The organism is Sphingomonas radicis (assembly GCF_051400635.1).
Taxonomy (GTDB): domain Bacteria; phylum Pseudomonadota; class Alphaproteobacteria; order Sphingomonadales; family Sphingomonadaceae; genus Sphingomonas.
The window spans coordinates 463,857-487,233 of record NZ_JBLFFG010000001.1 but is presented as its reverse complement, the minus strand read 5'-3'; the positions used below and the strand labels follow the sequence as shown (position 1 = coordinate 487,233).

The following is a 23,377-nucleotide window of genomic DNA, read 5'->3' as shown; positions in this document are numbered from 1 at the left end:
CATCTCCGGGGGGCGGGGAATGCGAATCAAAAGAAGTTGGTTGTTCCTGCTTGCGGGGGCCGCAGTGGCGCCGGCCAACATGGCTTATGCGCAGCGCACGCCGGTCGATCCGAGTCGCGTCGATGAACGGCTGCGGCCGACTCAGCCGGTGCCTGACGTCCGGTCGGTCGAGCTGCCTGAGCTCCCGCGCCAGCAATCGGTGCCCGAGTCGGCGATCTCGGTCCGCCTCACCGCAGTGCGGTTCGAGGGGGCGACATCGGTTCCGGTAGAAGCGCTCGACTCGATCGCCGCGCCCTATCTCAATCGCGACATGCCGCTCGCCGAAGTGTTCAAGCTCGCCGAGGAGATCACGTCCGAATATCGCCGTCGCGGTTTCGTGCTCTCGCGCGCAGTTGTCGGTCCGCAGCGGATCGAAGAGGGCGTGCTGACGATCCAGATCGTCGAGGGGAACATCGGCGAGACCAGGATTGAGGGCGAAGCAGGCGGTTATGCGCCCTATTTGCGCGGCTATCTTGCCTCGGTCGCGGCGGCGCGGCCCACCTCGGGTGATGCACTGACTCGCGCCCTGCTGCTCGCCCGCGATCTGCAGGGCGTCGAAGTCCGCGCGGTCCTCACGCCTTCCCCGACCGAAACCGGCGCGGCCGATCTCACGCTGGCAGTCGAACGCAAGCCGGTCGAAGGCTATTTCGCGCTCGACAATCGCGGTTCGCGCTGGCTCGGCCCACTCCAGGTCTATGGCGGGCTGACCTTCAACGATCTGCTCGGTGCCGGCGAGCGCCTCTCTATCAGCGGCGTGAGTGCGCCCGCCGACAGCGAGCTTGGTTTCCTTTCGGTCACTTACGACCAGCCGATCGGCAGCTCGGGTCTGCGCTACACCGCGTTCGGCAGTTATGCCGCGACTCGCCCCGGCGACGAGCTCCGCCTGCTCGATCTTCGTGGCCGCAGCGTGACCTGGGGTGGCGCGCTGCGCTACCCGCTGCTCCGCGCCCGCGATGCCAACCTGTTCGGCCGCGTCGTCTTCACGGGCCGCGACAGCAGCTCGCGCAACGAAGTGATCGACCCGATCTTCCGCGACAAGATCCGCACGCTTCAGGGCGAGCTGTTCGGCAATCTCGCCGCGTCCTGGGGCGGGCTGGTCAACGTCCGCGTCTCGGTGACGCAGGGGCTCGGCGTGTTCGGGGCGACCGAACGCGCCGATTTCCACAAGTCGCGCGCCACTGCTTCGGGGCAGACCACGCGCGCCAATTTCGAGCTGAGCTATGCGCAGCCCGTCGTCAGGGGGCTCTACGTCCAGCTGAGCGGCGCGGCGCAGTATAGCGGCGACAGCCTGCTCGCGGCCGAGGAATTCGGGATCGGCGGCGAGCAGTTCGCCCATGCCTATGATCCGTCCGAAGTGACCGGCGATCAGGGTGTCGCAGGGCGCGCCGAGGCCTTCTACGTCTTCCAGGGCGGGTTCGGCTCGGTCCAGCCCTATGCCTATTACGAAGCGGGCCGGGTGAACCAGAACGACCCGCTGCCGGGCGAGCCGCTGTCGAGCGCGCTCGAATCGGCGGGCTTCGGCATGCGCGCGGGCTTTGCCGGCGGCATTTCCGGCTCGGTCGAATTCGCCAAGCCGCTCAGCCGCCCGGTCGCCGCGAACGGCAGCAAGAATGCCAGGATGTTTCTCTCGATCAGCGCAGCTTTCTGAAGCTCAGGGCTGGCCACCCGAAACGGCCGAAACAGGGATACAGGATATGAGCACGCAGCACCGCACCCACGCCGCCGTCGCCTCGAGCCGGGCATCGCGCCGCTTCAAGCGATCGGCGCTGATGCTTTCGGCCGCGGTCGCGGCGATCGCGCTCTATAATCCGGCGCACGCGCAGATCACCTCCATCACGCTGCCGACCGGCGGCACCGTGGTGGCCGGTTCGGCGACGATCGGCACGCCCACTCCGACGGCGATGACGGTCAACCAGTCGACCGATCGCGCGGTGATCAACTGGAACAGCTTCGACATCGGATCGAGCGCGAGCGTCGCGTTCCACCAGCCGTCGAGCACCTCGATCACGGTCAATCGCGTCGTCTCGGGTGCGGCGCCGTCTGAAATTGCCGGCACGATGACGGCGAACGGCATCGTCGCGGTGCTCAATCCCAACGGGGTGCTGTTCAGCGGAACCGCCAATGTCGACGTCGGCGGGCTGATCGCCTCGACTGGCGACATCGATCAGGCGGCCTTCATGGCGGGTGGCGGAATGCTCGGGATCAGCAGCGCGGACGACGGCGAGATCGTCATCAGCGCGGGCGCCAGCATCAGCATCGAGAACGCGGGTCTTGGAGCGTTCGTCGCGCCGACGGTGCGCAACAATGGCGTCATCACCGCTATCGGTGGGCGCGTCCAGCTCGGCGCGGGCACGGCATTCACGCTCGATCTTGCGGGCGATGGCCTGCTCCAGATCGGAATTGGCGCCAACAATCCACTCGTCCAGAACCACGGCGCTATCTTCGCCGAGGGCGGCAAGGTGCAGATCAGCGCTCGCCAGGCTGCGGCCTATGTGAACGACTTGATCCCCACCGGCATCGTCGAGGTCGGCGGCGCGGTGATCGAAGGCGACACAATCGTTCTGCAGGCGGTGGGCGGCGATGTGAACGTCGGCTCCAACACGTCAGCGACGGGCGCGGTGTCGGTCAGCGGCAACCGGATCTATGGCGCAGGCGACCTCAACGTGACGGGCGCGCTGACGCTCAACCTCAACCAGGGCGGCATCGCGGACACCCGCGCGGCGAACTGGATCGGCGAGGCACTCGGCGTCATTGGCAGCGTGAGCGGCGGGACGACGATCAACCTCGGCGCGGGGCTCTACCGCTCGGGCGCGGTGATCAATGCCAGCAACGTCACCCTCGACGGCCATGGCGTGGCGGAGATCGGCTGGACCAGCGGAGTCGAGAATGCAGTCGAGATCCGGGGCGATGGTGTCACCGTCCGGAATCTCGAGATCTCGGGCCCCGCGACCTCGGGCTACACCAGCTTCGCCTGGGGCAGCACCAATTCGCGCGGCATCTTCGTCCACAACGGCGCCGACAATGCCAGCGTACTCGACAACGACATCCACGGCATCCGCACCGGCATCATCGTCGACGGGCGGAACAGCGGGACGATCGTCACCGGCAACACGATCGACAACACCAAAAGCGCGATCTCGGTCCAGTATACCGACGGATCGAACATCAACCTCGCCGGGAACAGCGAAGGCAGTTTCGGCAACGAATGGGGCATCAACGTCCATCTGAACGGCATTCTCCAGCCGGACGGTACGACGATCGCTCCCAGCACCAGCTCGGTCAGCGGCGTGCCCGTGGGCGTGCTCGGCACTGCGAGCCTGGCCGAACAGGCGCGGTTGCTCGCCCTAAGCAACGCCAATGCCGGCCTCGCCGTACAGAATCTCGCCTATTCCGCGGCGAACCGCACCCGCGCCTATGTCAAGGTCGGCGGCGCGACCAACACCCAGGGCAGCCTGCTGAGCGCGCTCGGCACGATCCAGGCGGGCGTGGACGCAGTCGTCACCGGCGGCACGGTCCATGTCGACGCCGGCACTTACGTCGGCAACGTCAACATCACGAAGTCGGGGCTGAACCTGCTCTCGACCGCCGGCCGCGATGCGACGACCATCCAGGGCGTCTCTGGGGTCGGCGCGTCGGGCACGCTCGTGATCGCGCCAGGCGCCAACGATGTGACGATCGGCGGTGCGGGCCAGGGCTTCACGATCATCGGCATCGACAACGGCAATCCCGCGGTCGAGAACGCAGCCGTATATCTGCGCGGCGCCCACAGCGGCGTCACGATCCAGGGCAACCGCATCACCGCGGCCGGCGAGCACGGGCTGATGTCCGAAGCCGCCGCGGTTCTCACCGGCCTGACGATCGACGGCAACATCTTCGACGGCAAGACCTATGTCGGCTCGGCACCCTCGTCGGCGCCGTTCAGCCAGCAGTTCACCACGCCCAACGTTTCGCGCCAGCTCGTCGTGCTCGGCGGCGGCAATGGTGGTGGCAACAGCTCGAACTTCACTTTCACCAACAACAGCGTGGTCGGGGATTCCGGCCTCAACACCGCTGTTACGATCGACGCGCACGGCGTATCGATCAGCGGCAACAGCTTCGGCACCACCACGGGCGGGTTCGGATCGGTGCTTCGCGCACGCGGCACCAACACGATCGTCACCGGCAATATCTTCGACGGCGCCGATGTCGGGGCGGGTGCCAACCTCCTCAATCTGCGCGATACGGTGTTCGGCCTCGGTCAGGCGAACTTCGCCGGTGTGCTCGACGCGAACAGCTTCAACGGCGGCGGCGTGTGGACCGATTCGGGTCAGGCCGGCTTCCGTACGCTCTTCCGCGGCATCGCGACCGCGGTGGCCGCAGCCGGGGTGGGCGACACGGTCCACATGCTCGACGGCACCTACAATCTCGGCACCGCGCAGCTCAAGATCGACAAGTCGATCGCACTGATCGGCGAGTCCGAGGCGGGCGTGATCATCGACGGCCGCGCCGTGAGCGCCAACGGTCTCGGCACCATCTCGGTGCTCGCCGACAATGTCTCGCTGGGCAATTTCACGCTGTGGGGCAGCGAAGTCGCACTCGGCAACTACGGCATCAAGGTCCAGCCCAATCCGGCCGGCCACGTCAACACGCCGGGCGGCGACGACCAGCGGCTGCTCAATTTCGCGATCAGCGACGTCACCGTCCGCGGCTCGCGGCGTGCCGAGCTCGACCTCAACGGCGTGGTGGGCGCGACGATCAACAACTTCACCGCCGACGGCCGTCGCGTGGCAGACGGCACCGCGACTGACGGCGCGGGCATCCAGATCGCCGACAGCGCCGATGTGACGCTCACCGGCGTCCATACGCTCAGCAACAACTGGGGCGGCGTCGCGCTCTACCAGAGCAACAAGGCCAGCGGCTACGACGGCCAGACCAGCAACATCACGATCGACGCGAGCCTCAACCAGTTCGACGAGGCCAACGGCCTGTTCTCGCAGCTCGAATCGACGACCCAGGGCTTCGGCACGCTGAACCTCACTGGGTTCGACTATGCGGTGCGCAACACCGGATATCGTCCTGACGGCAGCCAGTTCACCTTCTTCCGCACCGATCTGGCTGACGCCACGGGCTTCGCGCTCGCGCTCGACGCGAACGCGACCAGCTCGATCGAAGGCTATGCCGGCAATCACTTCAGCAACGTCTTCACCGTTGCCAATGGACTAACGATCGGAGCCGCGATGCGCGACCTGCGCGCGGGCGGCACCGTCAATATCGGCGCGGGGACGTTCAACGAAGCGGTCGCGATCACCAAGAGCATGACCCTCGCCGGCGCGGGTATTGACGATACATCGATCACCGGCGGCATCGCGATCACCAGCGGCTTCGCCGGCCTCACGCTGCGCGACTTCGCAGTGAGCGGATCGGCCAGCGGCACGAGTGTGATCAGCAACAGCGGCGTGCTCACCAACCTGACGGTCGACGGCGCGCGGATCGACGGCGGCAGCGTCGCCAATCGCCACGGCTTCATCGGCGGCCAGATCGGCGGCGACATCGCCATCACCAACTCCGAGTTCCTCAACATCCGCGGCTGGGCGGCATTCGACACGCGCAGCGGCGCGGGCGGCAACGACGGCGCGCAGATCAGTAGCGCGCTCTTCGCGAACAATCTGATCGACAACACGATCGGTCACATCGCCTTCCGCCAGCAGATCGGCGCGGCGACACTTCCCGACGTAACCTTCTCGGGCAACACCGTCACCAACACTGGCAACGCGACCAATTCGTTCGGTGCGATCTTCAAGGCGTTCAACGCCGACACGGTCGACTTCACCGGCAACAACGTCTCCGGCGTGGGCACCAGCGGCTTCAACCCCGCGGGCGAAGTGGCCTATGGCGCGGTGCTAATGACGCGGGGCGCGGGCACGCTCAACGTCACCGGCAACGTCTTCACCGGCAACAACCAGGTGCTCGCGATCGAGCCCGGCCGCGGCCTGGCGACCGTCACCAACATCGCCGGCAACAGCTTCATCAACAACGCCTATTCGATCTACCTGCCGACCAACGTCAGCGGTGCCGGCACGATCAGCTTCGGCGCGGGCAACAACTTCGTCGCGGGCGTGAACACGGTGCAGCACATCGTGTGGCGCAGCGACGCCGGGCTCGACCTCACCAACGTGATGTTCGACGGCGTGCTTGCCGCCGACATGAACCTTGCGGGCCGCTTCGCCGCCGCCGACCTGATCTCGGACGGCATCGACCGCAGCGGAGCGGGCCTGGCGCGACTGGTCGACGGCGAGGTCTACGTCACCACCGCGGCGGGCACCGACGCCGCGCTCCGCGCGCTGGTGCTGGCGCTGTCGGGCGACACGATCAACCTGTCGGCGGGTACGCACATGCTCAGCAACACGCTGTTCGTCACGAAGGACGGCGTCAGCATTCTCGGCCAGGGCAGCGGCGCCACGACGCTCAACGCGAGCGGCCACAACAGCTACGGCATCCGCGTCCATGGCGACGACGTGACGCTCGGCGGTTTCGCGTTGCTCGGCTCGTCGGCCGCGGTCGGCAATTCCAACTATGGCATCAAGGTTGAGAAAGTCGGCGACGCGAACGCGCGCAACACTGGCTTCGCAATCCGCGACGTTGCGATCAGCGGCACGCGCAGGACCGGGCTCGATCTCAACGCCGTGGTCGGCGCGCTGATCGACGGCGTGTCGGTGACGGGCGTCACCAACGGCAACGGCATCGCGATCACCGATAGTGCGAATGTCACGGTGCGCGGCACCACCACCAGCGGCAACGCCTGGGGTGGCCTCGCGCTTTACCAGGCCAACAATCTTGCCGGCGGCGGCAGCAGCCAGCAGCTCGCCAACATCACGATCGAGGCGAGCAACGCGTTCGGCGAGGCCAATGGCCTGTACCTGCAGGACAGCTCGGCCTCGCTCAACGCCGGCACGCTGACGATCGGCGGCTATGATTATGCCGTGCGCAATGTCGCGCATCGCAGCGACGGCAACCAGTTCGTCTTCTTCCAAAAGGATCTGAACGCCGCCACCGCCTGGGCGCTCGGGCTCGGCACGCCGACGAGCAGCTCGATAGAGGGCTATGCCGGCGATCATTTCAGCAACGTCTTCACCGTGGTCGAGGGGCTCGGCATCGCCGCCGCGGCGCGCGACGTGCGGGCGGGCGGTGCGATCAACGTCGGCGCAGGCACCTATGCCTCGGGCACGGCGATCGCCGCCGACGGCGTCACGCTCACCGGCGCGACGGGCGCGCGGATCGACGCCACGCACAACGGCGACAACGGCATCAGCATCAATGCCGATGGCGTGACCGTGCGGGGCTTCGAGATCTTCGGCGCCGCCGACCAGCCCTTCAACCTCTATGGCTGGGGCTCCTCGATCACGCGCGGCGTGGTGGTGATGAACGGCGCGGACAACGCCACGGTCACCGGCAACACCATCCGCGGCGTTCGCAACGGCGTGCTGATCGACGGTCGCAACGCTGGCGCGGCGATCACCGGCAACACGATCGACAACACCAAGAGCGCGATCTCGGTCCAGTATACCGACGGATCGAACATCGGCATCTCGGCCAACGCCGAAGGTGCCAACGGCAACGAATGGGGCGTCATCGCCCATCTCAACGGCATCTGGAACGGTTCGGCGATCACGGCCTCGGGCGGCGCGCTCGGCGCCGCGACGCCGCTCGCCGAGCAGCAGCGCCTGCTCGACCTGAGCGCCGCGAATGGCGGGATGGCAGTCTACAACCAGGCCTGGTCGGCGCTCAACCGCACGCGCGCCTATGTCACCACCGCCGGCACCGGCGGTGCGCAGGGCAGCCCGCTCACGCCGGCCAGCCTCCAGGCGGGCCTCGACGCGGTCGTGACCGGCGGCACCGTCCATATCGCCTCGGGCACCTATGGCGAGGATGTGATCCTCACCGGCCTGCGCGTGCTCGACATGGGCGCAATCACGGTCAACAGCTTTACCCTGGGTGCTGGCGCCGCGGGCACGGCGATCGGCACGAGCATCACCGCTACCGGCGCAATCGATCTTGCGAGCGGCATCGTCCTGAGTGGCGATACGGTGCTGACCGGCGGCTCGATCACTCTCGGCGCGATCGTCTCGCCCTATGCGTTGACGCTGAGTGGCGACACGCTGGCGATCGGCGCGGCGGAACTTGCGAGCCTGACCGTGACCGGCGCGAGCATCACGACCGCGGGCGTCACTACTGCCGGTGCGCAGATCTATGACGGCTCGGTCTCGTTGAGCGGAGACTATACCGCCGGCAGCTTCACCGTCACCGGCCTGGCCACGCTGTTGGGCGATGCCCTCGTCACCACGGACGGCGGTGCGGCGAGCTTCGGCGCATTGGCCGGCGCGCACAATTTCGGCGTGGACACGGGTGCCGGCACCATCACCCTTGGTGAGGCCAATGGTCTGGCCTCGCTCTCGGCAACCGGCGCGGCGATCGTGTCCGCCGGCGCGCAGACCAGCGGCGCGCAGCGCTACACCGGTGCGACTTCGCTGAACGGCACCTATGCCACCGGCGGCGGAAGCTTCGCGGTCAACGGCGCAACGACGCTGGCTGGCAATACGACGGTCGAGACCAGCGGCGGCAATGCCGGCTTCTCCACCGTAGCCGGCGGGCATGGCTTCGCAGTCGATGCCGGCAGCGGCAGCGTCGCGTTCGGCGCCGTTGGCGGTCTTGCGAGCCTTGCCGTGACCGGCGCGAGCATCGCAACCGCCGGCGTCGAGACCCAAGGCGCACAGAGCTACAGGGGTGCGACGACGCTGGGCGGCAGCTACAGCACCAATGGCGAAAGCTTCGCCGTGACCGGTCCGGCGGTGATCGCCAACGACACCAGCGTGGCGACCGATGGCGGCGCCGCGAGCTTCGGCGTCGTCGGCGGCATCGGCGGTCTGAGCGTCGATGCGGGCAGCGGCGTCCTCACGCTCGGCGCGGTGAGCGGGCTCGCCGGGCTCGAGGCCACCGGCGCCACGATCTTCAGTGCGGGCGCCAGCACCAGCGGCGCGCAAAGCTACACCGGCGATCTGAGCCTCAACGGCGACTATCAGGCGAGCGACTTCACCGTCGTGGGTGCGGCTACGCTCGCGGGCGACACGGCGGTGGCGGTGAGCGGAGGCAATGTCCTACTCGGCACAGTGAGCGGCGCCGGGAGCTTCGGCATCGACGCGGGCGCGGGCGACGTGTCGCTCGGCGCTGTCAGTGGCCTTGCTTCGCTTTCGGTGACCGGCGCCACGATCGCCACCGCGGGAGCGACGACCCAAGGCGTGCAAAGCTACACAGGTGCGACGATGTTGGGCGGCGACTACGCCTCCGATGGTGGTGCCTTCACCGTCAACGGCGTGGCCACGCTCACCGCGGCGGTCAGCGTCGCAACCTCGGGTGGCAACACCAGCTTCGGCACGATCACGGGACCGAACGGCCTCGCTGTCGATGCCGGCACCGGCAACGTCGTGCTTGGCGCGGCCAGCGGTCTGACCTCGCTGAGCGCGACCGGCGCGATGATCGTCACTGCAGGCGCCGCGACCACCGGCGCGCAGAGCTATGAAGGCGCTACCACGCTCAATGGCGCATACAGCACTGATGGCGCCGCGTTCACGATCGACGGCATCACCGACACGTTCAGCGCAGTCAGCGTCAGCACTTCGGGTGGTGATGCCAGCTTCGGCGCTGTTGGCGGCTCCGGCGGCCTGAGCGTCGACGCCGCAGCAGGCAATGTGACGCTGGGTACCGTCGATGGCATCGCTTCGCTGACGGCCATCGGCGCGACAATCGTCACGGCGGGTGCCAGCACCACCGGCACGCAAAGCTATACCGGTGCAACGACGCTGAGCGGCGGCTATACCAGCGGTGGCGGCTTCACCGTTACCGGGTCCACCACGCTCGGCGGCGCGACCACCGTGGCGACGAGCGGCGGCAACGCGAGCTTCGGCATTCTCGGCGGTGCGAACAGCCTGAGTGTCGATGCAGGCACCGGCAACATCACGCTCGGTGAAGCCAGCGGTCTGACCTCGCTGAGCGCAACCGGCGCGGCGATCGCCACCGCGGGCGCCGCCACCAGCGGCGCGCAAAGCTACACCGGCGCGACCACGCTGAGCGGCACCTACGCGACCAGCGGCGGTGCCTTCACGGTTGCAGGCGTCACGACGCTGAATGGGGCGACCACGGTCAATACGAGCAACGGCCCAATTACACTCGGCACCGTCAATGGCGCGAGCGCAGGCGGCCAGGCGCTCAGCCTGAACGCCGGCACGGGTTCGGCCACGCTTGGCGGCTTCGGCGCGCAGACTCGCCTCGGCGCGACGTCGGTGAATGCCGGCCAGACGGTGCTGGGTGGCGCTACTTACGCTGCGAACAGCCTGAACTTCACCGGTGGTGCGGGCGCCACCGTCCGGCTGACGCAGGGGACGACAACGTTCAACACCACGCTGCCCGGCGGCGCGGGCGGGGCGATTTCGATCGCGCCACACTTGATCGGCACTGTCACCGGCCAGCAGAACGTCACCTTCATCGCCGGCAACGGCCTGACGCTCAACAGCGGCGACGTGGCGATCGGCTATGTTGGCAGCGACGCGGTTCGCCTCGGCGCGATGACCGTCAATGCGAACGACTTCTCGGCGCAGACCGTGAAGCTCGCGAGCACTTTCACATCGCTGCTCAGCGGCTCGCAGCTGTTCAGCGCCAATACGCTCGACACGCTCGGGGATGTCGTGGCGCAAGTGGCGGGCATTGAATCGGGCCCGATCCGCGCCGGCGGCTCGGTCGCGATCGATGCAGGTAGCTCGGGCACGGGTTCGATTATTGCCGGGGGGCCGGTCTCGCTCGGCTACACCAGCGATGTGGCACGCACGATCACTTCGACCGGGCCGGTATCGGTAGCCACCACCGGCTCGATCGGCGGCGCGATCAACTCGGGCGGCGGGGTCAGCCTCGCCACGACTGCGGGCACGATTAGCAGCACCGTGGCCGCGGCCGGCCCCGTCTCGGCACAGACGACGACCGGTGCGATCACCGCGGCTATCACGTCCAGCAACGCCGTCACGCTGGGCACGACCAGCGGCGCGATTGCGGGTACGGTTCAGGCTACCGGCCCGGTCTCGGCGATCGCGACCAGCGGCAGCATCGCGGCGGCAATCACCTCCAATGCGGGTGTCACGCTCGGATCCACGAGCGGCACCATCGGCGGATCGATCCAGGCCGGTGGGCCGGTCGATGTCAGTGCAGGCGGTGCGATCAGCACTGCGGTCACCACCAGCGGCGCGGCTTCGCTCACTTCGACGAACGGCGGGGTGTCGAGCACGATCAACGCTGGCGGCCCGGTGGCGATCGCGGCGCCGGGACCGGTCACCAGCTCGATCACCTCGGGCGGAGCGGTCGGCGTGACTTCCAACTCGCCGGTCAGCGTCCAGATCAACGGCGGCACGGTGACGGTGAATGCACCAGGCGGCACGGTGACCGGCGTGTTCACCGAGATGGTCACCGATCCGCGGGGCACCTTCGTCATCAACGACGAACCCGTCATTGGGAGCGGAACGACTGATGCGCGGCAGATCATCATCGACAGGTTCGTCGCGCCCGCAGGCGGCACGGTTGGTGCTGACGGCACCTTCCAGCTGCCCATCGGGCTTGCGCTCGGCCTGATCGCGCCGGCTGGTGACGGCACCGGCGTCCAGCGTCCGCCGGTGGCTGTAAACAATGTCCAGCGGCTCGGCGAGCTGCTGCGCCTCGGCTACACCGCGATCATCATCCAGATCGACGACACCAATCTCGATCTGGAGGAGGAGCTCGACGGCGCGGCGCAGTGAGCGCAGGCTCTGCAGCGGGAACCGGGGAATCGAAGGGGCTTTCGAATCCGTCTCGCTGAGATGGAAACATTCCCCGTTCACCCTGAGCTTGTCGAAGGGCGTTTCGCAACCCTCTTCGCTCGCGGATGGCCGCCCTTCGACGGGCCTGGGCGAACAGGGGATGGTTCAGCTTGATGGGCAGGCGCTAGCCGCCGGCCAGCCGATCGAGCAGCGTGTCGATCGACGTGTCCGGCATTTCGGCTCCCGATGACTGGGATGGCTCGGCGATCGGGCGTTCGATGCCCAGGGAGAAAGATGAAAAGAGCGCGGCGTCGAGCGGGGATACCGATCGGTCGCCGAGCAGGATGCTCAGCACGCGTCCGCTGGTGCGGCCCCGCAGGTAGCGCAGCTGTGCCGCGAAGGTCCGGCGCTCCGGATCGCGCGCTACGGCAAGCATCAGCTCCTCGAGCGCGAGCATCCAGGCGCGCTGTTCGGGCGGGCTGCTGCGCAGCGACGCGCGCAAGCTATCCGCATCCTGGTCCAGGATCGAGGGCCTTTCCTCGGTCGTCGGCGGGACCAGCCATTGGTAGATGGCCTCGAAGGCCGCATTCAGCAGGTCCGCGCTGGTGCGAAAATTATAGGATACGACCCCCAGCGTGACGCCTGCCCGCGCGGCGACTGCGCGGTGCGTCAGCCTCGCCACGCCCTGCTGCGCGACAATCTCGGCGGCCGCGCTCGCGATCTGCTGGGCGACGCCGAACAGCTGCTGGGGGCCGGGGCTGGTCCGCAATGCTTCGGCGCGCGCGGTCCGGCGCCACGGCCCTTCGGGGGCGAGACTGCCCGAAAGCCACTGCGACCACCCGCGGCATGTCTCGTCCAGACATGCCCGGTCGAGTGCCCGGCGCCATTGCAGCAAGTGCAGGAAGCTCTCGCCGTCGAAGAAGGCGCGGGTCAGCTCCGCTGCATCGGCGTGCCCGCACAAGCCGCAGATATGCTCCCAGAAACTGCGCCACATGCCAGTCCAGGAAGCGCGTGCCGACGCATGTGCCGGGTTACGCGTCGCCATCAGCTGGCATTCACGCCAGGCGAAGGCGAGCTGGCGGTGCTCGAAAGTCCAATCGTCGATCAGCGCGGCCAGCAGGCTGGGCAGTGCATCGGGCGGCAGCGCAGCGGCGGGTGCGAGCGCATCGATTTGCTGGGTGCACCATTGCTCGGCTCGCGCCAGCGCCGCCCGGTTCGCCGCATCATACAAATGATCTAAATCACCGAAATGATAGTAGATTGCGGAGACGGGAAGCCCGGCTGATTGCGCGAGCGCCCGAGCCGAAATGCCCGCGATGCCCTGTTGCTCCCAGGCCAGCAAAACGGCTGACACCAGCCGCTCACTTGTCGTGGCGACGGCCTCTTCCTCTCTCGTCAGCACGTTTAGTTCCATCCCCAAGCCGTAAAATTCGAAGACGCGATCATAGTCATGGCGAGCGCTGCGCCAAGGCACACGCGTTCTGCCTCCAAAGCGTCATTCGGCTGCCGTGCAATTGCAATACGTTCGTTCTCAAACTTACATACAAACGTTCTAGAGCGCCCGGAGTTCAATACATCGGGGGACGCAAAATGCTATTTGGGAAATCGCATCGGCGGAGGTTGGCGCTCGCCGGCGCCGCGATTCTCGGCGGACTCGCCGGATCGCCGGCATTGGCGCAGGAGGTGGCGGGCGGCGCCGCGGCGGCCGGCGTGGTCGTCGATCCGGTCTCGGACACCGCAGAGGATGAGATCGTCATCTATGCGCCGATCCGCGACGCCCAGGCCGAAGCGCTCAAGCAGCAGCGCAATGCCGACAATCTGGTGAACATCATCGCGTCCGACACGGTGGGACGCTTCCCCGATCAGAATTCCGCCGCCGCGCTCGCCCGCCTGCCCGCCGTGGCCGTCCAGCGCGATCAGGGGCAGGAGCGCTACATCCAGGTGCGTGGTGCGCCCAACCGCTGGACCAGCGTCTCGTTCGATGGCGTGCCGGTGATCGGCGTCGATGAGGGCGGATCGACCCGTGCTTACCGCTTTGATGCGGTGCCGGCGGTGATCCTCTCGTCGATCGCGGTCAACAAGTCGCTGACGCCCGATCTTCCCGCCGAGGCCGTGGTCGCGCAGATCGATTTGCGCACTTTTTCGCCCTTCGAAGCCAAAGGGTTGGCGATCCAGGGCGATCTCGGCCTTGGCTGGATGGAGCTTGGCGGCGGCGAGCAGCGCCAGGCGTCGTTGCGCGCTTCCTGGTCGAACGACAAGATCGGCTTCGTGCTCGGCGGCTCGCACTATCGGCGCCACCAGGTCACCGATAATCGCGAGATGGCCTATGATGCGGACGGGCTGCTGACCAGCTACGACATTCGCAACTATCTGCTGGTCCGCGAGAACAACGGCGCCACCGCGGGTGTCGAGTGGCAGCCCGAGGACGGCGTCAAGCTCTTCGCCAAGTTCGTCTACAGCGATTTCAAAGACGACGAGCAGCGCAACCAATATACGTTCCAGCTCGGCAGCGCGCTTTCGGGCACGCGCACGGCGGAGGGTGGCAGCCTGGTCGGCGTGCCGGTCCGCGGCACCGGCGAGTACGGAAACTATCGCACGCACAATTACATCAGCACGATCGGCACCGACCTCGAAGGCGACGAGTGGAAGGGCAGCGTCCGCCTCAACTACACGCGTACCGAGAATTCCACCTATCTGCCGCTGATCCTCGAGAACCAGCAGTTCAATCGCCAGCTGCGCGTCTCGATGGACTATAGCGTCGCCGATCCCAACTTCCCCGTCGCGCAGCTCTACAGCACCGTGCCCGGCACCACCCCGGGCAGCTTCGTGCGCGGTCGCGAGCTCTCCGAACTGAACACCGCCGGGTTCGACTTCCTGATCGGCCTGCCGGTGGTGAGCGACACCGTCTCGGACAGCTATACCTTCAAGGGCGACCTTACGCGCGAGCTCGACAATGGCTTCGTCAAGTTCGGCTATCAGTTCGACGATCGCACGATCACCGGCAACACGATTGCGCAGAGCAACACGGTGCTGATCACCGCACTGTTCCCGCGCGTGGGCATGTCGATGAACCCCGCCGACTATGTGACGAACGAGCGCTGGGACACCGGTTTTCCGGCGGGCTTCCACGTCAACTATATCGACAACAAGCGCATGCGCCGCGACTTCGAGGCGGGGCTCGACGCGCTTGAGGCCGCGGGCCTCTATGATCCAGCCAGGAACACGCCGGCCGATACGCTCTACGACATCAAGGAGCGCGTGCTCGCCGGCTATGCGATGGGCAAATGGGAGTTCGGCGGCGGCCAGGTGGTCGCGGGTGCCCGCATCGAGAATTATCGCCGTTCGAGTTCGGGCTTCGCCGCCGCCGGCACAGCGATCACGCCGGTCCAGGTCGATTTCGAGAAGACTGATATCTTCCCGAGCATCAACGCCAAGTTCGACCTCACCGGCGACGTCGTTCTGCGCGGTTCGTTCCAGCGCGGCGTCGCGCGGCCGAGCTTCGGCGCGGTGCGCACCGGCGTGTCGATCAACGACACCTCCAACCCGGGCACCGTCTCGGGCGGCAATCCGTGGCTCGAACCCGAATATACCTGGGGCCTCGACGCGTCGCTCGAATATTATCTGCCGGGCGACGGTCTGCTCTCGGTCAGCGGCTTCCACCGCTGGGTCGACGGCGTGCTCTACGACAGCTTCACTACCATCACCGACGATAGCTTCGACGGCGGCGGCGTCGACCGTACCGGCTATCGCTATACCTCGACCTTCAATGGCGACAAGGGAACGCTCTACGGGGTCGAGTTCGCCTATCTGCAGCAGTTCACTTTCCTGCCCGAGGGGCTCGACGGCTTCGGCTTCCAGGGCAACTTGGCCTTCCTCGACGGCAAGTTCGACACACCCGCCTTCAAGGATGCGCAGTTCCCCGGCACCTCGGGCACGGTCGTCAACGCGTCGCTCTTCTTCGAGAAGTACGGCGTCTCGGCGCGCGCTTCCTACCAGTGGCGCGACGACTGGCTCGATACGTTGGGCGGGATGGGCTCGGGCGAGTTCCGCAAGGCCTATGGCAACCTAGACGTGTCGCTGCGCTACGCCGTGACCGAGAACCTCAGCCTCTTCGCCGACCTGAACAACCTCACCGACGAAGTCTACGTCGCCTATGAGGGCGACCACGACCATCCGACCGAGGTCGAGCAGATCGGCCGCCGCTACCTCTTCGGCATCCGCGCCAACTTCTGATCGGAGGAATCCCCATGAAGCGTTCCATCACCATCCTTGCCGCGCTTGCGGCCTCTGCCTTGGTCCTTCCGGCAGCCTCGGTCGGCCAGCAGGCGCGCCCTGCGCAGAGCGCCGTGCAGCATCAGCGCGTCCTTCCACTCGAAGGCGGGCAGAACTTCCGCGACCTCGGCGGCTATCGCACTGCCGACGGCCGCACCGTGAAGTGGGGCGTGCTTTTCCGCTCGGGCGCGATGAACGGCCTGACCGACAAGGATTTCGCCTATCTGCGCAAGCTCGGGCTGCGCACCGTTTGCGACTTCCGGGACATCCGCGAGCGCAAGCAGGCGGCGGTCAATTGGCCTGCCGGTACTCCGCCCAAGGTGCTGGCGAGCGACTATTCGATGGACAGCGCGGAGATGATGCGGACGCTGGCGGCGCCGGGCCTGGACGGCCCGAAGACGCGCACGATGATGGCGAGCTTCTATCGCGAGACGCCCTACAAGTTCGCCGACCAGTACCGGCGCATGTTCGGCGAGCTCAAGGCCGGCAACGTGCCGCTCGCTTTCAACTGTTCGGCGGGCAAGGATCGCACCGGCGTGGCGGCGGCGCTGCTGCTCACTGCGCTGGGCGTGCCGCACGAGACGGTGGTGGAGGACTATCTCCTCTCCAACACCTATTTCAAACCGACTGCGGCCATGGCGGGTGACGACGAGGCTTCCGCCTTCTTCAAGCGGCTTCCGCCGGACGTGATCAAGGCGCTGATGGGCGTCGATCGCAGCTATATCGAGGGTGCTTTCGCCGAAATCCGCGAGCGTTCCGGCAGCCTCGACGCCTATTACAAGGACGAACTGGGCCTTTCCGCGGCGGACATCGCAGCGCTGCGCGCGCGCTATCTCGAAAAGGCGCGCTGAGATGGGAACGAGTGGCGGCCGCCGGGCCGCCGCTCGTTCCGCAGTTCGACGGCCATTGCGGGTATCAGGTACAGACCCTAGAGGGCCGCGATGCCTTCCGCCCCAGAATCCTTCGGCAACCGCCGCACCTTCGCGATCATCTCGCACCCCGACGCCGGCAAGACCACGCTGACCGAGAAGCTGCTGCTGTTCGGCGGCGCGATCCACCTCGCCGGCGAGGTCAAGGCGCGTGGGCAGGCGCGGCGCGCGCGATCGGACTGGATGAAGATCGAGCAGCAGCGCGGCATCTCGGTCACCTCGTCGGTGATGACCTTCGAGCGCGACGGCATCAGTTTCAACCTGCTCGACACGCCGGGCCACGAGGACTTCAGCGAGGACACCTACCGCACGCTGACCGCAGTCGATTCCGCCGTGATGGTGATCGACGTCGCCAAGGGCATCGAGAGCCAGACGCGCAAGCTGTTCGAGGTCTGTCGCCTGCGCAACGTGCCGATCATCACTTTCGTCAACAAGGTCGACCGTGAGGGACGCGAAGTGTTCGCGACGCTCGACGAGGTCGCCGATCTGCTCGCGCTCGACGTGACGCCGATGACCTGGCCGGTTGGCATGGGCGGCAGCTTCGAGGGGATCTACGATCTCGCCACCAAGCGGCTGCTGCTTCCGGAAGGCGACAGCCGCGAGTTTCACGGTAAGGTGATCCAGACGAGCGGACTCGACGACCCGCAGCTCGACGCGATCGTCTCTCCCGAGAACCTCGCCAAGCTGCGCGAGGATGTCGAGCTCGCGCAGGCGGGCTATCCCGAGTTCGACGGCGAGGCGTACCGGAACGGCGACCTGACTCCGGTCTATTTCGGCTCGGCGCTCAAGGAGTTCGGGGTGGACTCGCTGATCGAGGCGATCGCCAGCTTCGCGCCGCCGCCGCGCACCCAGCCCGCCGAGCCTGCGCCGGTGGAGCCGAGCCGCGGCGAGGTGACCGGCTTCATCTTCAAGGTCCAGGCGAACATGGACCCCAACCACCGCGACCGGATTGCATTCATGCGGCTCGTCTCGGGCACCTTCAAGCGCGGCATGAAGCTGACTCCGACCGGGCACGGAAAGCCGATCGCGATCCATTCGCCGATCCTGTTCTTCGCACGCGAGCGTGAGCTGGCGGACGAGGCGTTTCCCGGCGACATCATCGGCATCCCCAACCACGGCGTGCTGCGCGTGGGCGACACGCTGAGCGAGAAGGCCGATGTCCGCTTCACCGGCCTGCCGAACTTCGCGCCCGAGATCCTGCGCCGCGTGGTGCTCAAGGACCCGACCAAGACCAAGCAGCTCCGCAAGGCGCTCGACGACATGGCCGAAGAAGGCGTGACGCAGGTCTTCTATCCCGACATCGGATCGAACTGGGTGATCGGCGTGGTGGGGCAGCTCCAGCTCGACGTGCTGCTCAGCCGGCTCGACGCCGAATACAAGGTCGCGGCCGCGCTCGAGGTGGCGCCGTTCGAGACTGCCCGCTGGATCTCGAGCGAGGACCCGGCTGCGCTGAAGGAATTCATGGAGCTCAATCGCGGCGCGATGGCCAAGGATCGCGACGGCAACCCGGTGTTCATGGCCAAGTCCGCCTGGGAAGTAGGCTATATCGCCGACCGCTATTCGAAGGTGAAGTTCGCGGCGACGCGGGAGCGCTAGGCAAGCTTCCCAGCGGCGCAAAGTGAAGGGAGTCGAGCAAAATCTTTTCACTTTGCGCGTGGCTTGGTTGACGCTGCTCGAATCCTGCCGGGATCGAAGTGCGTTCGCCATGTGGCGACACGAGCAGGTGAAATCCTACAAGTAAAGCCCCGACAGGGATCAGGCGTCGACGGGGTCCGCCCAATCCTTGCGCAGATGCTTCGCGGCGAGCAGCCCCAGCACGCCTGCCACGACGTAGAAGCTCAGTGCGAGGATTGCCGAATAGCGCAGCGCGTCGGCGCCCTGGCTCGCCTTGAGCGTGTCCGACATCCAGCCCATTACCCAGGATCCGGCGCCGAGCCCGATCAGATTGTTGATGAACAGGAAGCTGGCCGATGCGGTCGCGCGCATCCGCGGCTGGACGAGGTGCTGGACCGCCGTGGTGATCGGCCCCAGCCACAGGATGTTGAGCCCGTTGGGGATCAGCAGCAAAAACCAGGCGAGCACGGGGGAGGGCGACATCAGCCCGGCGGCGAACAGCGGCGCAGTCGCTAGCCAGGCGAAGGCGGGCATCCGCGCATAGATCGCGCGGTCGCCGCGCCCGAGCCGATCGGCGAACCAGCCGCCCGCGAATACGCCCGCGGTGCCGCCGATCAGCAGCAGCGATCCCATGAACTGCGACGCCTCCATCAGCGTGAAACCGAAGCTGCGAATCAGCACCGAGGGCACCCAGAAGGCGAGGCCATAGCCGCACATCGAGCTGAAGGCGGCGGCGAAGGCGAGCAGCCAGAAGCTGGGCTTGCGCGCGAGGATCGGGAAGACCGAGCTGACGGGAACGCGCTCCGCCGCGGCGGCACGGACGGATTCGGAATCGCTTCCGCCGCGCACCGGCTCGCGCACCACGAGGCGGAAGATCGGCGCGATCACGATCCCGGCGAGCCCGACGACGACGAAGGCCGCACGCCAGTCGACCGTCGCGGCGATATAGCCGCCGAGCAGCGCGCCGCCGGCCAGTCCGATCGGGATGCCGAGCGAATAGATAGCGAGCGCCCGGGCGCGCTTCTCGGGCGGGAAATAGTCGGCGATCATCGCATAAGAAGGGGCGACGCCGCCCGCCTCGCCCACGCCGACGCCCAAACGAAAAAAGAACAGCTGCCAGAAGCCTGTCGCGAGACCGCACAGCGCGGTGAAGCCGCTCCACACGGTCAGCGCCGCGGTGATCACCCAGCTGCGGCTCGTTCGGTCGGCGAGCAGCGCGAAAGGGATGCCCAGCGTCGAATAGAGCAGCGCGAAGGCGACCCCGCCGAGCGCGCCGAGCTGGGTGTCGGTGAGCCCGAGGTCCGCCTTGATCGGCTGGACGAGGATGCCGAGGATCTGACGGTCGAGGAAGTTGAAGGTATAGACCAGCAGCAGCATCGCGAGGACGAGGCCGCGATAGGCGCGGCTCACCGGGACGGGTGCGGCGGCTTGGGTCATCTTCAGGCTTCCCCTCTCGTGCATTGGCCGGACGCTCGCGGGGAACACCCGGCCATGCGAGCTTTGCAGCTTTGTTCGCTGCTGGCGATCAGAACTTCACGGTTCCGGTCACGAACACCTGGCGCGGGTTGCCGTAATAGGCGGTGAGCACGCCTTCGGTGCCAAGCGTCGGGATGTAGGCTCCCGTGGGCGTGCGCAGGAATTCGCCGGTGTCGGGGTTCTGCGCGAGGAAATTATACCCGGCGACGATGTAGCGCTGATCGGTCAGGTTGCGGCCGTGGAGGCCGATCGAGAAGGTCTGATCGATGTCCCAGATCAGGCTGGCGTCGAGCAGCGTATAGGCGCCCTGATCGAGCATCGGCGTGCGCAGCTCGAACTGCTGCGAAGCACCGCGATAGGACAGCGTCGAGCTCGCGCTGACCTTGCCCTCGCCCACCGGCACCGAATAGCCGAGCGTGCCGCTGGCGGTCCAGTCGGGCGTGTTCTGGATCGCGCGCCGATCAGCCACGTCGATGCCGCGCGCGTCGATGAACTCCTCGTACTTCGCATCGAGATAGCCGAGCGACCAGCTGAGGTTGAGCGTGCCGCCGTCGGCGCCGAGGTTGCGTGCGGCGACCAGATTGCCTTCGAACTCGACGCCGCGGATTCGCGCCTCGCCGGCGTTGGTGGTGACGCCGATGAAGGTCTGCTGACCGTTGATCGTGGTGCCGATCGATCCGGGCACCTGGACGTCGGTATAGTCGGAATTGAACAGGGCAAGCGCCAGGTTGAGGCGGCGATCGAACAGCGCGGCCTTGTAGCCCAGCTCCCAGGTGGTGACCTTTTCCGGATCGAAGGCGAGGAAATCGTAGATCTCCTGCTGGGTACAGGTGGCGCCGCTCGGCGTGCGGCACGCGGTCGACTGGCCGCGCGGGTCGAAGCCGCCGCCCTTGAAGCCCTTGGCCCAGCTTGCGTAGAGCATATGCTCCTCGCTCGGCTTGAAGCTGATCGAGGCGCGCGGGGTGAACTCGGAGAAATTGCCCGTGCCGCGGAAGTCCGAAGTGGTGGCGAAGAGCACGCCCGAGCCGCCGAAGAAGGGCGATCCGCCACCCAGATAGGTGCGCCGCAGGATCGTCGACTTGCGCTGGTCCCAGGTATAGCGCCCGCCCGCCGACAGGCTGAGCTTGCCGATGTCGTAGGTGAAGTCGCCGAACACCGCGACGGTATCGGTGTAGACATTGCCATAAGTGAGCGCAGTCACGCCGCCGGGCAGGCGCACGTCGAACACGGTGCGCGCTTCGGCATCGAGATAATAGACGCCGAGCAGGCCCGAGAAGCCGCCGGTGTCGACCAGCAGCTGGGCCTCCTGGCTGAACTGCTTGTTGTTGTAATAGGCTGGCACGTCGACCTGCACCGCGGGAAGTGCGTCGAAGTCGATCGGCGAGGCGCTGTCGTCCTTGCGATAGCCGGTGATCGAGCGGAACGTCAGCCAGTCGGCCGGCTGGACCTCGATCAGGCCGGTGACGCCCCAGGCTTCCACATCCTGTTCGGGGTCGATCAGCCCGCCTTGGGAATCATAAACATCGTCGAGCACCGGCGTGCCGCTGACGATGCCGGGGATCAGCCGGTGGCCGCCGCGCGTGTTGCTCTTGTCCTTGGTATAGTCGCCCGAGACGCGGAAGAAGGCGGCGCTGCTCGGCTCGAACTCGATCGTGCCGCGCGCGGCCCAGATGTCCTTGTTGTAGTTCGCCTCGCCGGTGGTGAGGTTCTCGCCGAAGCCGCCGCGCGACAGGCGCGCGACAGCACCGCCGACGCTGAGGCCGGTGCCGCCGATCGGAGCGCTGCCGCTCACCACCAGCTCGGCCTGATCATAGCTGCCATAGGTGCCGCGCAGCTTGAACGTCGGTTCGCTGCCGATGCGGCGGGTGACGTATTTGACCGCGCCGCCGATCGTGTTGCGGCCGTAGAGCGTGCCCTGGGGGCCGCGCAGCACCTCGATCCGATCGACGTCGTAGATGTCGAGCACCGCCGCCTGCGGGCGGTTGAGATAGACGTCGTCGAGATAGATGCCGACGCCCGCCTCGAACCCGGCGACCGGGTCCTGCTGGCCGACGCCGCGGATGAAGGCGGAGAGGGTGGAGTTGGTGCCGCGCGAGACTTCGAGCGTGACGTTGGGCGTGGTGTTCGAGATGTCGGTGATGTCGAGCGCGCCGACCGCTTCGAGCTGGTCGCCGCTGATCGCAGTGACGGCGATCGGCACGTCACGCAGCGATTCCTCGCGGCGGCGGGCGGTGACGATGATCTCGCCGGAGTCTGCGGCTTCTTCCGCCTGGGCCTCGGCTGCCGGAGCTTCCTGCGCGTGCGCGGGAAGGGCTGCCGCGGCGGCAAGCGCCGCGCCGGCGAACAGCGCGGCGCGAGCAGACGGAATCATGCGTGACATGCGATGGTCCTCCCCAGATTGTCCCAGCCCGTCGTGGTGCGGGTTGTAAGCCGATGCGTGCGGGTATACTGAAACCTGAACCGGGTTTCAACTTCTGATAAAAAGGGGAGGAAAGATGGCCGGAGGACGGGGCGCCGCACCTGCAGCCAGCCGCCCGGCGAGCGCAGAGGCGAGCGCGGGCAAGGAGCCGCGCACGGCGCGCGGGCGGCGGACGCTGCGCGCGATCCTGGACGCCGCGGCCGAGGAGTTCGGCGAGAAGGGTTTCCACGAAGGCTCGATCAGCGGGATCACGCGGCGCGCGGGCGTCGCGCTCGGCAGCTTCTACACTTATTTCGATTCGAAGGACGACGTGTTCCGCGCGCTGGTGCGCGACATGAGCGACCAGGTGCGCGAGCATGTCGCCCCGGCGCTCAAGGGCGCGCCCGACCAGATCGGCGCGGAGCAGGCGGCGCTGCTCGCCTTCCTCCGCTTCGCGAGCTCGCACCGCGAGATCTATCGGATCATCGACGAAGCCGAGTTCGTCGATCCCGAAAGCTTCCGCATGCACTATGCGACCACCGCCGAGCGCATCGCTGGCCGTCTGCGCGCTGCGGCCGACCGCGGCGAGCTGCGCAGCGACCTGGGCGAGATCCACGCCTGGGCGATCATGGGAATGAACGTGTTCCTGGGGCTGCGCTACAGCGTGTGGGACGAGGATGTGGCGCCCGAGGCGATCGCCGAAACCGTCGCGGCCATGCTCGCCAATGGCATCGCCGCCAAGGGCTGAACAACGGCAAACCGCCCCGGCACGACCGGCGGTGCCGTGGGACCCTCTATAATGGAAACGGGCCGGAGTCCGCTCTCCGGCGCTTCCAGCG

At 67.0% G+C, this 23,377-nt stretch carries 9 protein-coding genes; 6 read left to right on the top strand and 3 right to left on the bottom strand.

Annotated elements, in window-relative coordinates:
* Nucleotides 1–40 precede the first annotated feature (40 nt).
* Both ACMGDH_RS02040 and ACMGDH_RS02035 read left to right on the top strand, forming a co-directional pair.
* Nucleotides 41–1,687, top strand: coding sequence for a ShlB/FhaC/HecB family hemolysin secretion/activation protein (locus tag ACMGDH_RS02040; protein WP_436826256.1), 1,647 nt, complete (start codon nucleotides 41–43; stop codon nucleotides 1,685–1,687).
* Nucleotides 1,688–1,733: 46 nt separating this feature from the next.
* Nucleotides 1,734–11,849 (top strand): beta strand repeat-containing protein, encoded by a 10,116-nt coding sequence (locus ACMGDH_RS02035; RefSeq protein ID WP_436826255.1) that lies wholly within the window; start codon nucleotides 1,734–1,736, stop codon nucleotides 11,847–11,849.
* 184 nt (nucleotides 11,850–12,033) lie between these two features.
* Here the strand turns inward: ACMGDH_RS02035 and ACMGDH_RS02030 are convergent, their stop codons facing one another.
* Nucleotides 12,034–13,203, bottom strand: a complete 1,170-nt coding sequence (locus ACMGDH_RS02030; protein ID WP_436826254.1) for a TetR/AcrR family transcriptional regulator — start codon at nucleotides 13,201–13,203, stop codon at nucleotides 12,034–12,036.
* A gap of 266 nt (nucleotides 13,204–13,469) precedes the next feature.
* On the opposite strand from ACMGDH_RS02030, the gene ACMGDH_RS02025 reads away from it, so the two are divergent.
* The 3 genes from ACMGDH_RS02025 (at nucleotide 13,470) to ACMGDH_RS02015 (ending at nucleotide 18,646) form a co-directional block, all read left to right on the top strand.
* Entirely contained in the window at nucleotides 13,470–16,082 is a 2,613-nt protein-coding gene (locus ACMGDH_RS02025) for a TonB-dependent receptor (protein WP_436826253.1), read from the top strand.
* Nucleotides 16,083–16,096: 14 nt separating this feature from the next.
* On the top strand, nucleotides 16,097–16,972 hold the full coding sequence (locus ACMGDH_RS02020; protein ID WP_436826252.1) for a tyrosine-protein phosphatase: 876 nt from the start codon (nucleotides 16,097–16,099) through the stop codon (nucleotides 16,970–16,972).
* 90 nt (nucleotides 16,973–17,062) lie between these two features.
* Nucleotides 17,063–18,646, top strand: a complete 1,584-nt coding sequence (locus ACMGDH_RS02015) for a peptide chain release factor 3 (RefSeq protein WP_436826251.1) — start codon at nucleotides 17,063–17,065, stop codon at nucleotides 18,644–18,646.
* A gap of 159 nt (nucleotides 18,647–18,805) precedes the next feature.
* Here ACMGDH_RS02015 and ACMGDH_RS02010 read toward each other — a convergent pair whose 3' ends face one another.
* Entirely contained in the window at nucleotides 18,806–20,101 is a 1,296-nt protein-coding gene (locus ACMGDH_RS02010; protein ID WP_436826250.1) for a spinster family MFS transporter, read from the bottom strand.
* An 88-nt stretch (nucleotides 20,102–20,189) separates the two neighbouring features.
* The gene (locus ACMGDH_RS02005) at nucleotides 20,190–22,520 is read right to left on the bottom strand and encodes a TonB-dependent receptor (RefSeq protein WP_436826249.1); all 2,331 of its coding nucleotides are present in this window, start codon (nucleotides 22,518–22,520) and stop codon (nucleotides 20,190–20,192) included.
* A 115-nt stretch (nucleotides 22,521–22,635) separates the two neighbouring features.
* On the opposite strand from ACMGDH_RS02005, the gene ACMGDH_RS02000 reads away from it, so the two are divergent.
* A complete protein-coding gene (locus tag ACMGDH_RS02000; RefSeq protein ID WP_436826248.1) occupies nucleotides 22,636–23,286 on the top strand; it encodes a TetR/AcrR family transcriptional regulator in 651 nt (216 codons plus the stop codon).
* The last annotated feature ends 91 nt before the right edge of the window (nucleotides 23,287–23,377 follow it).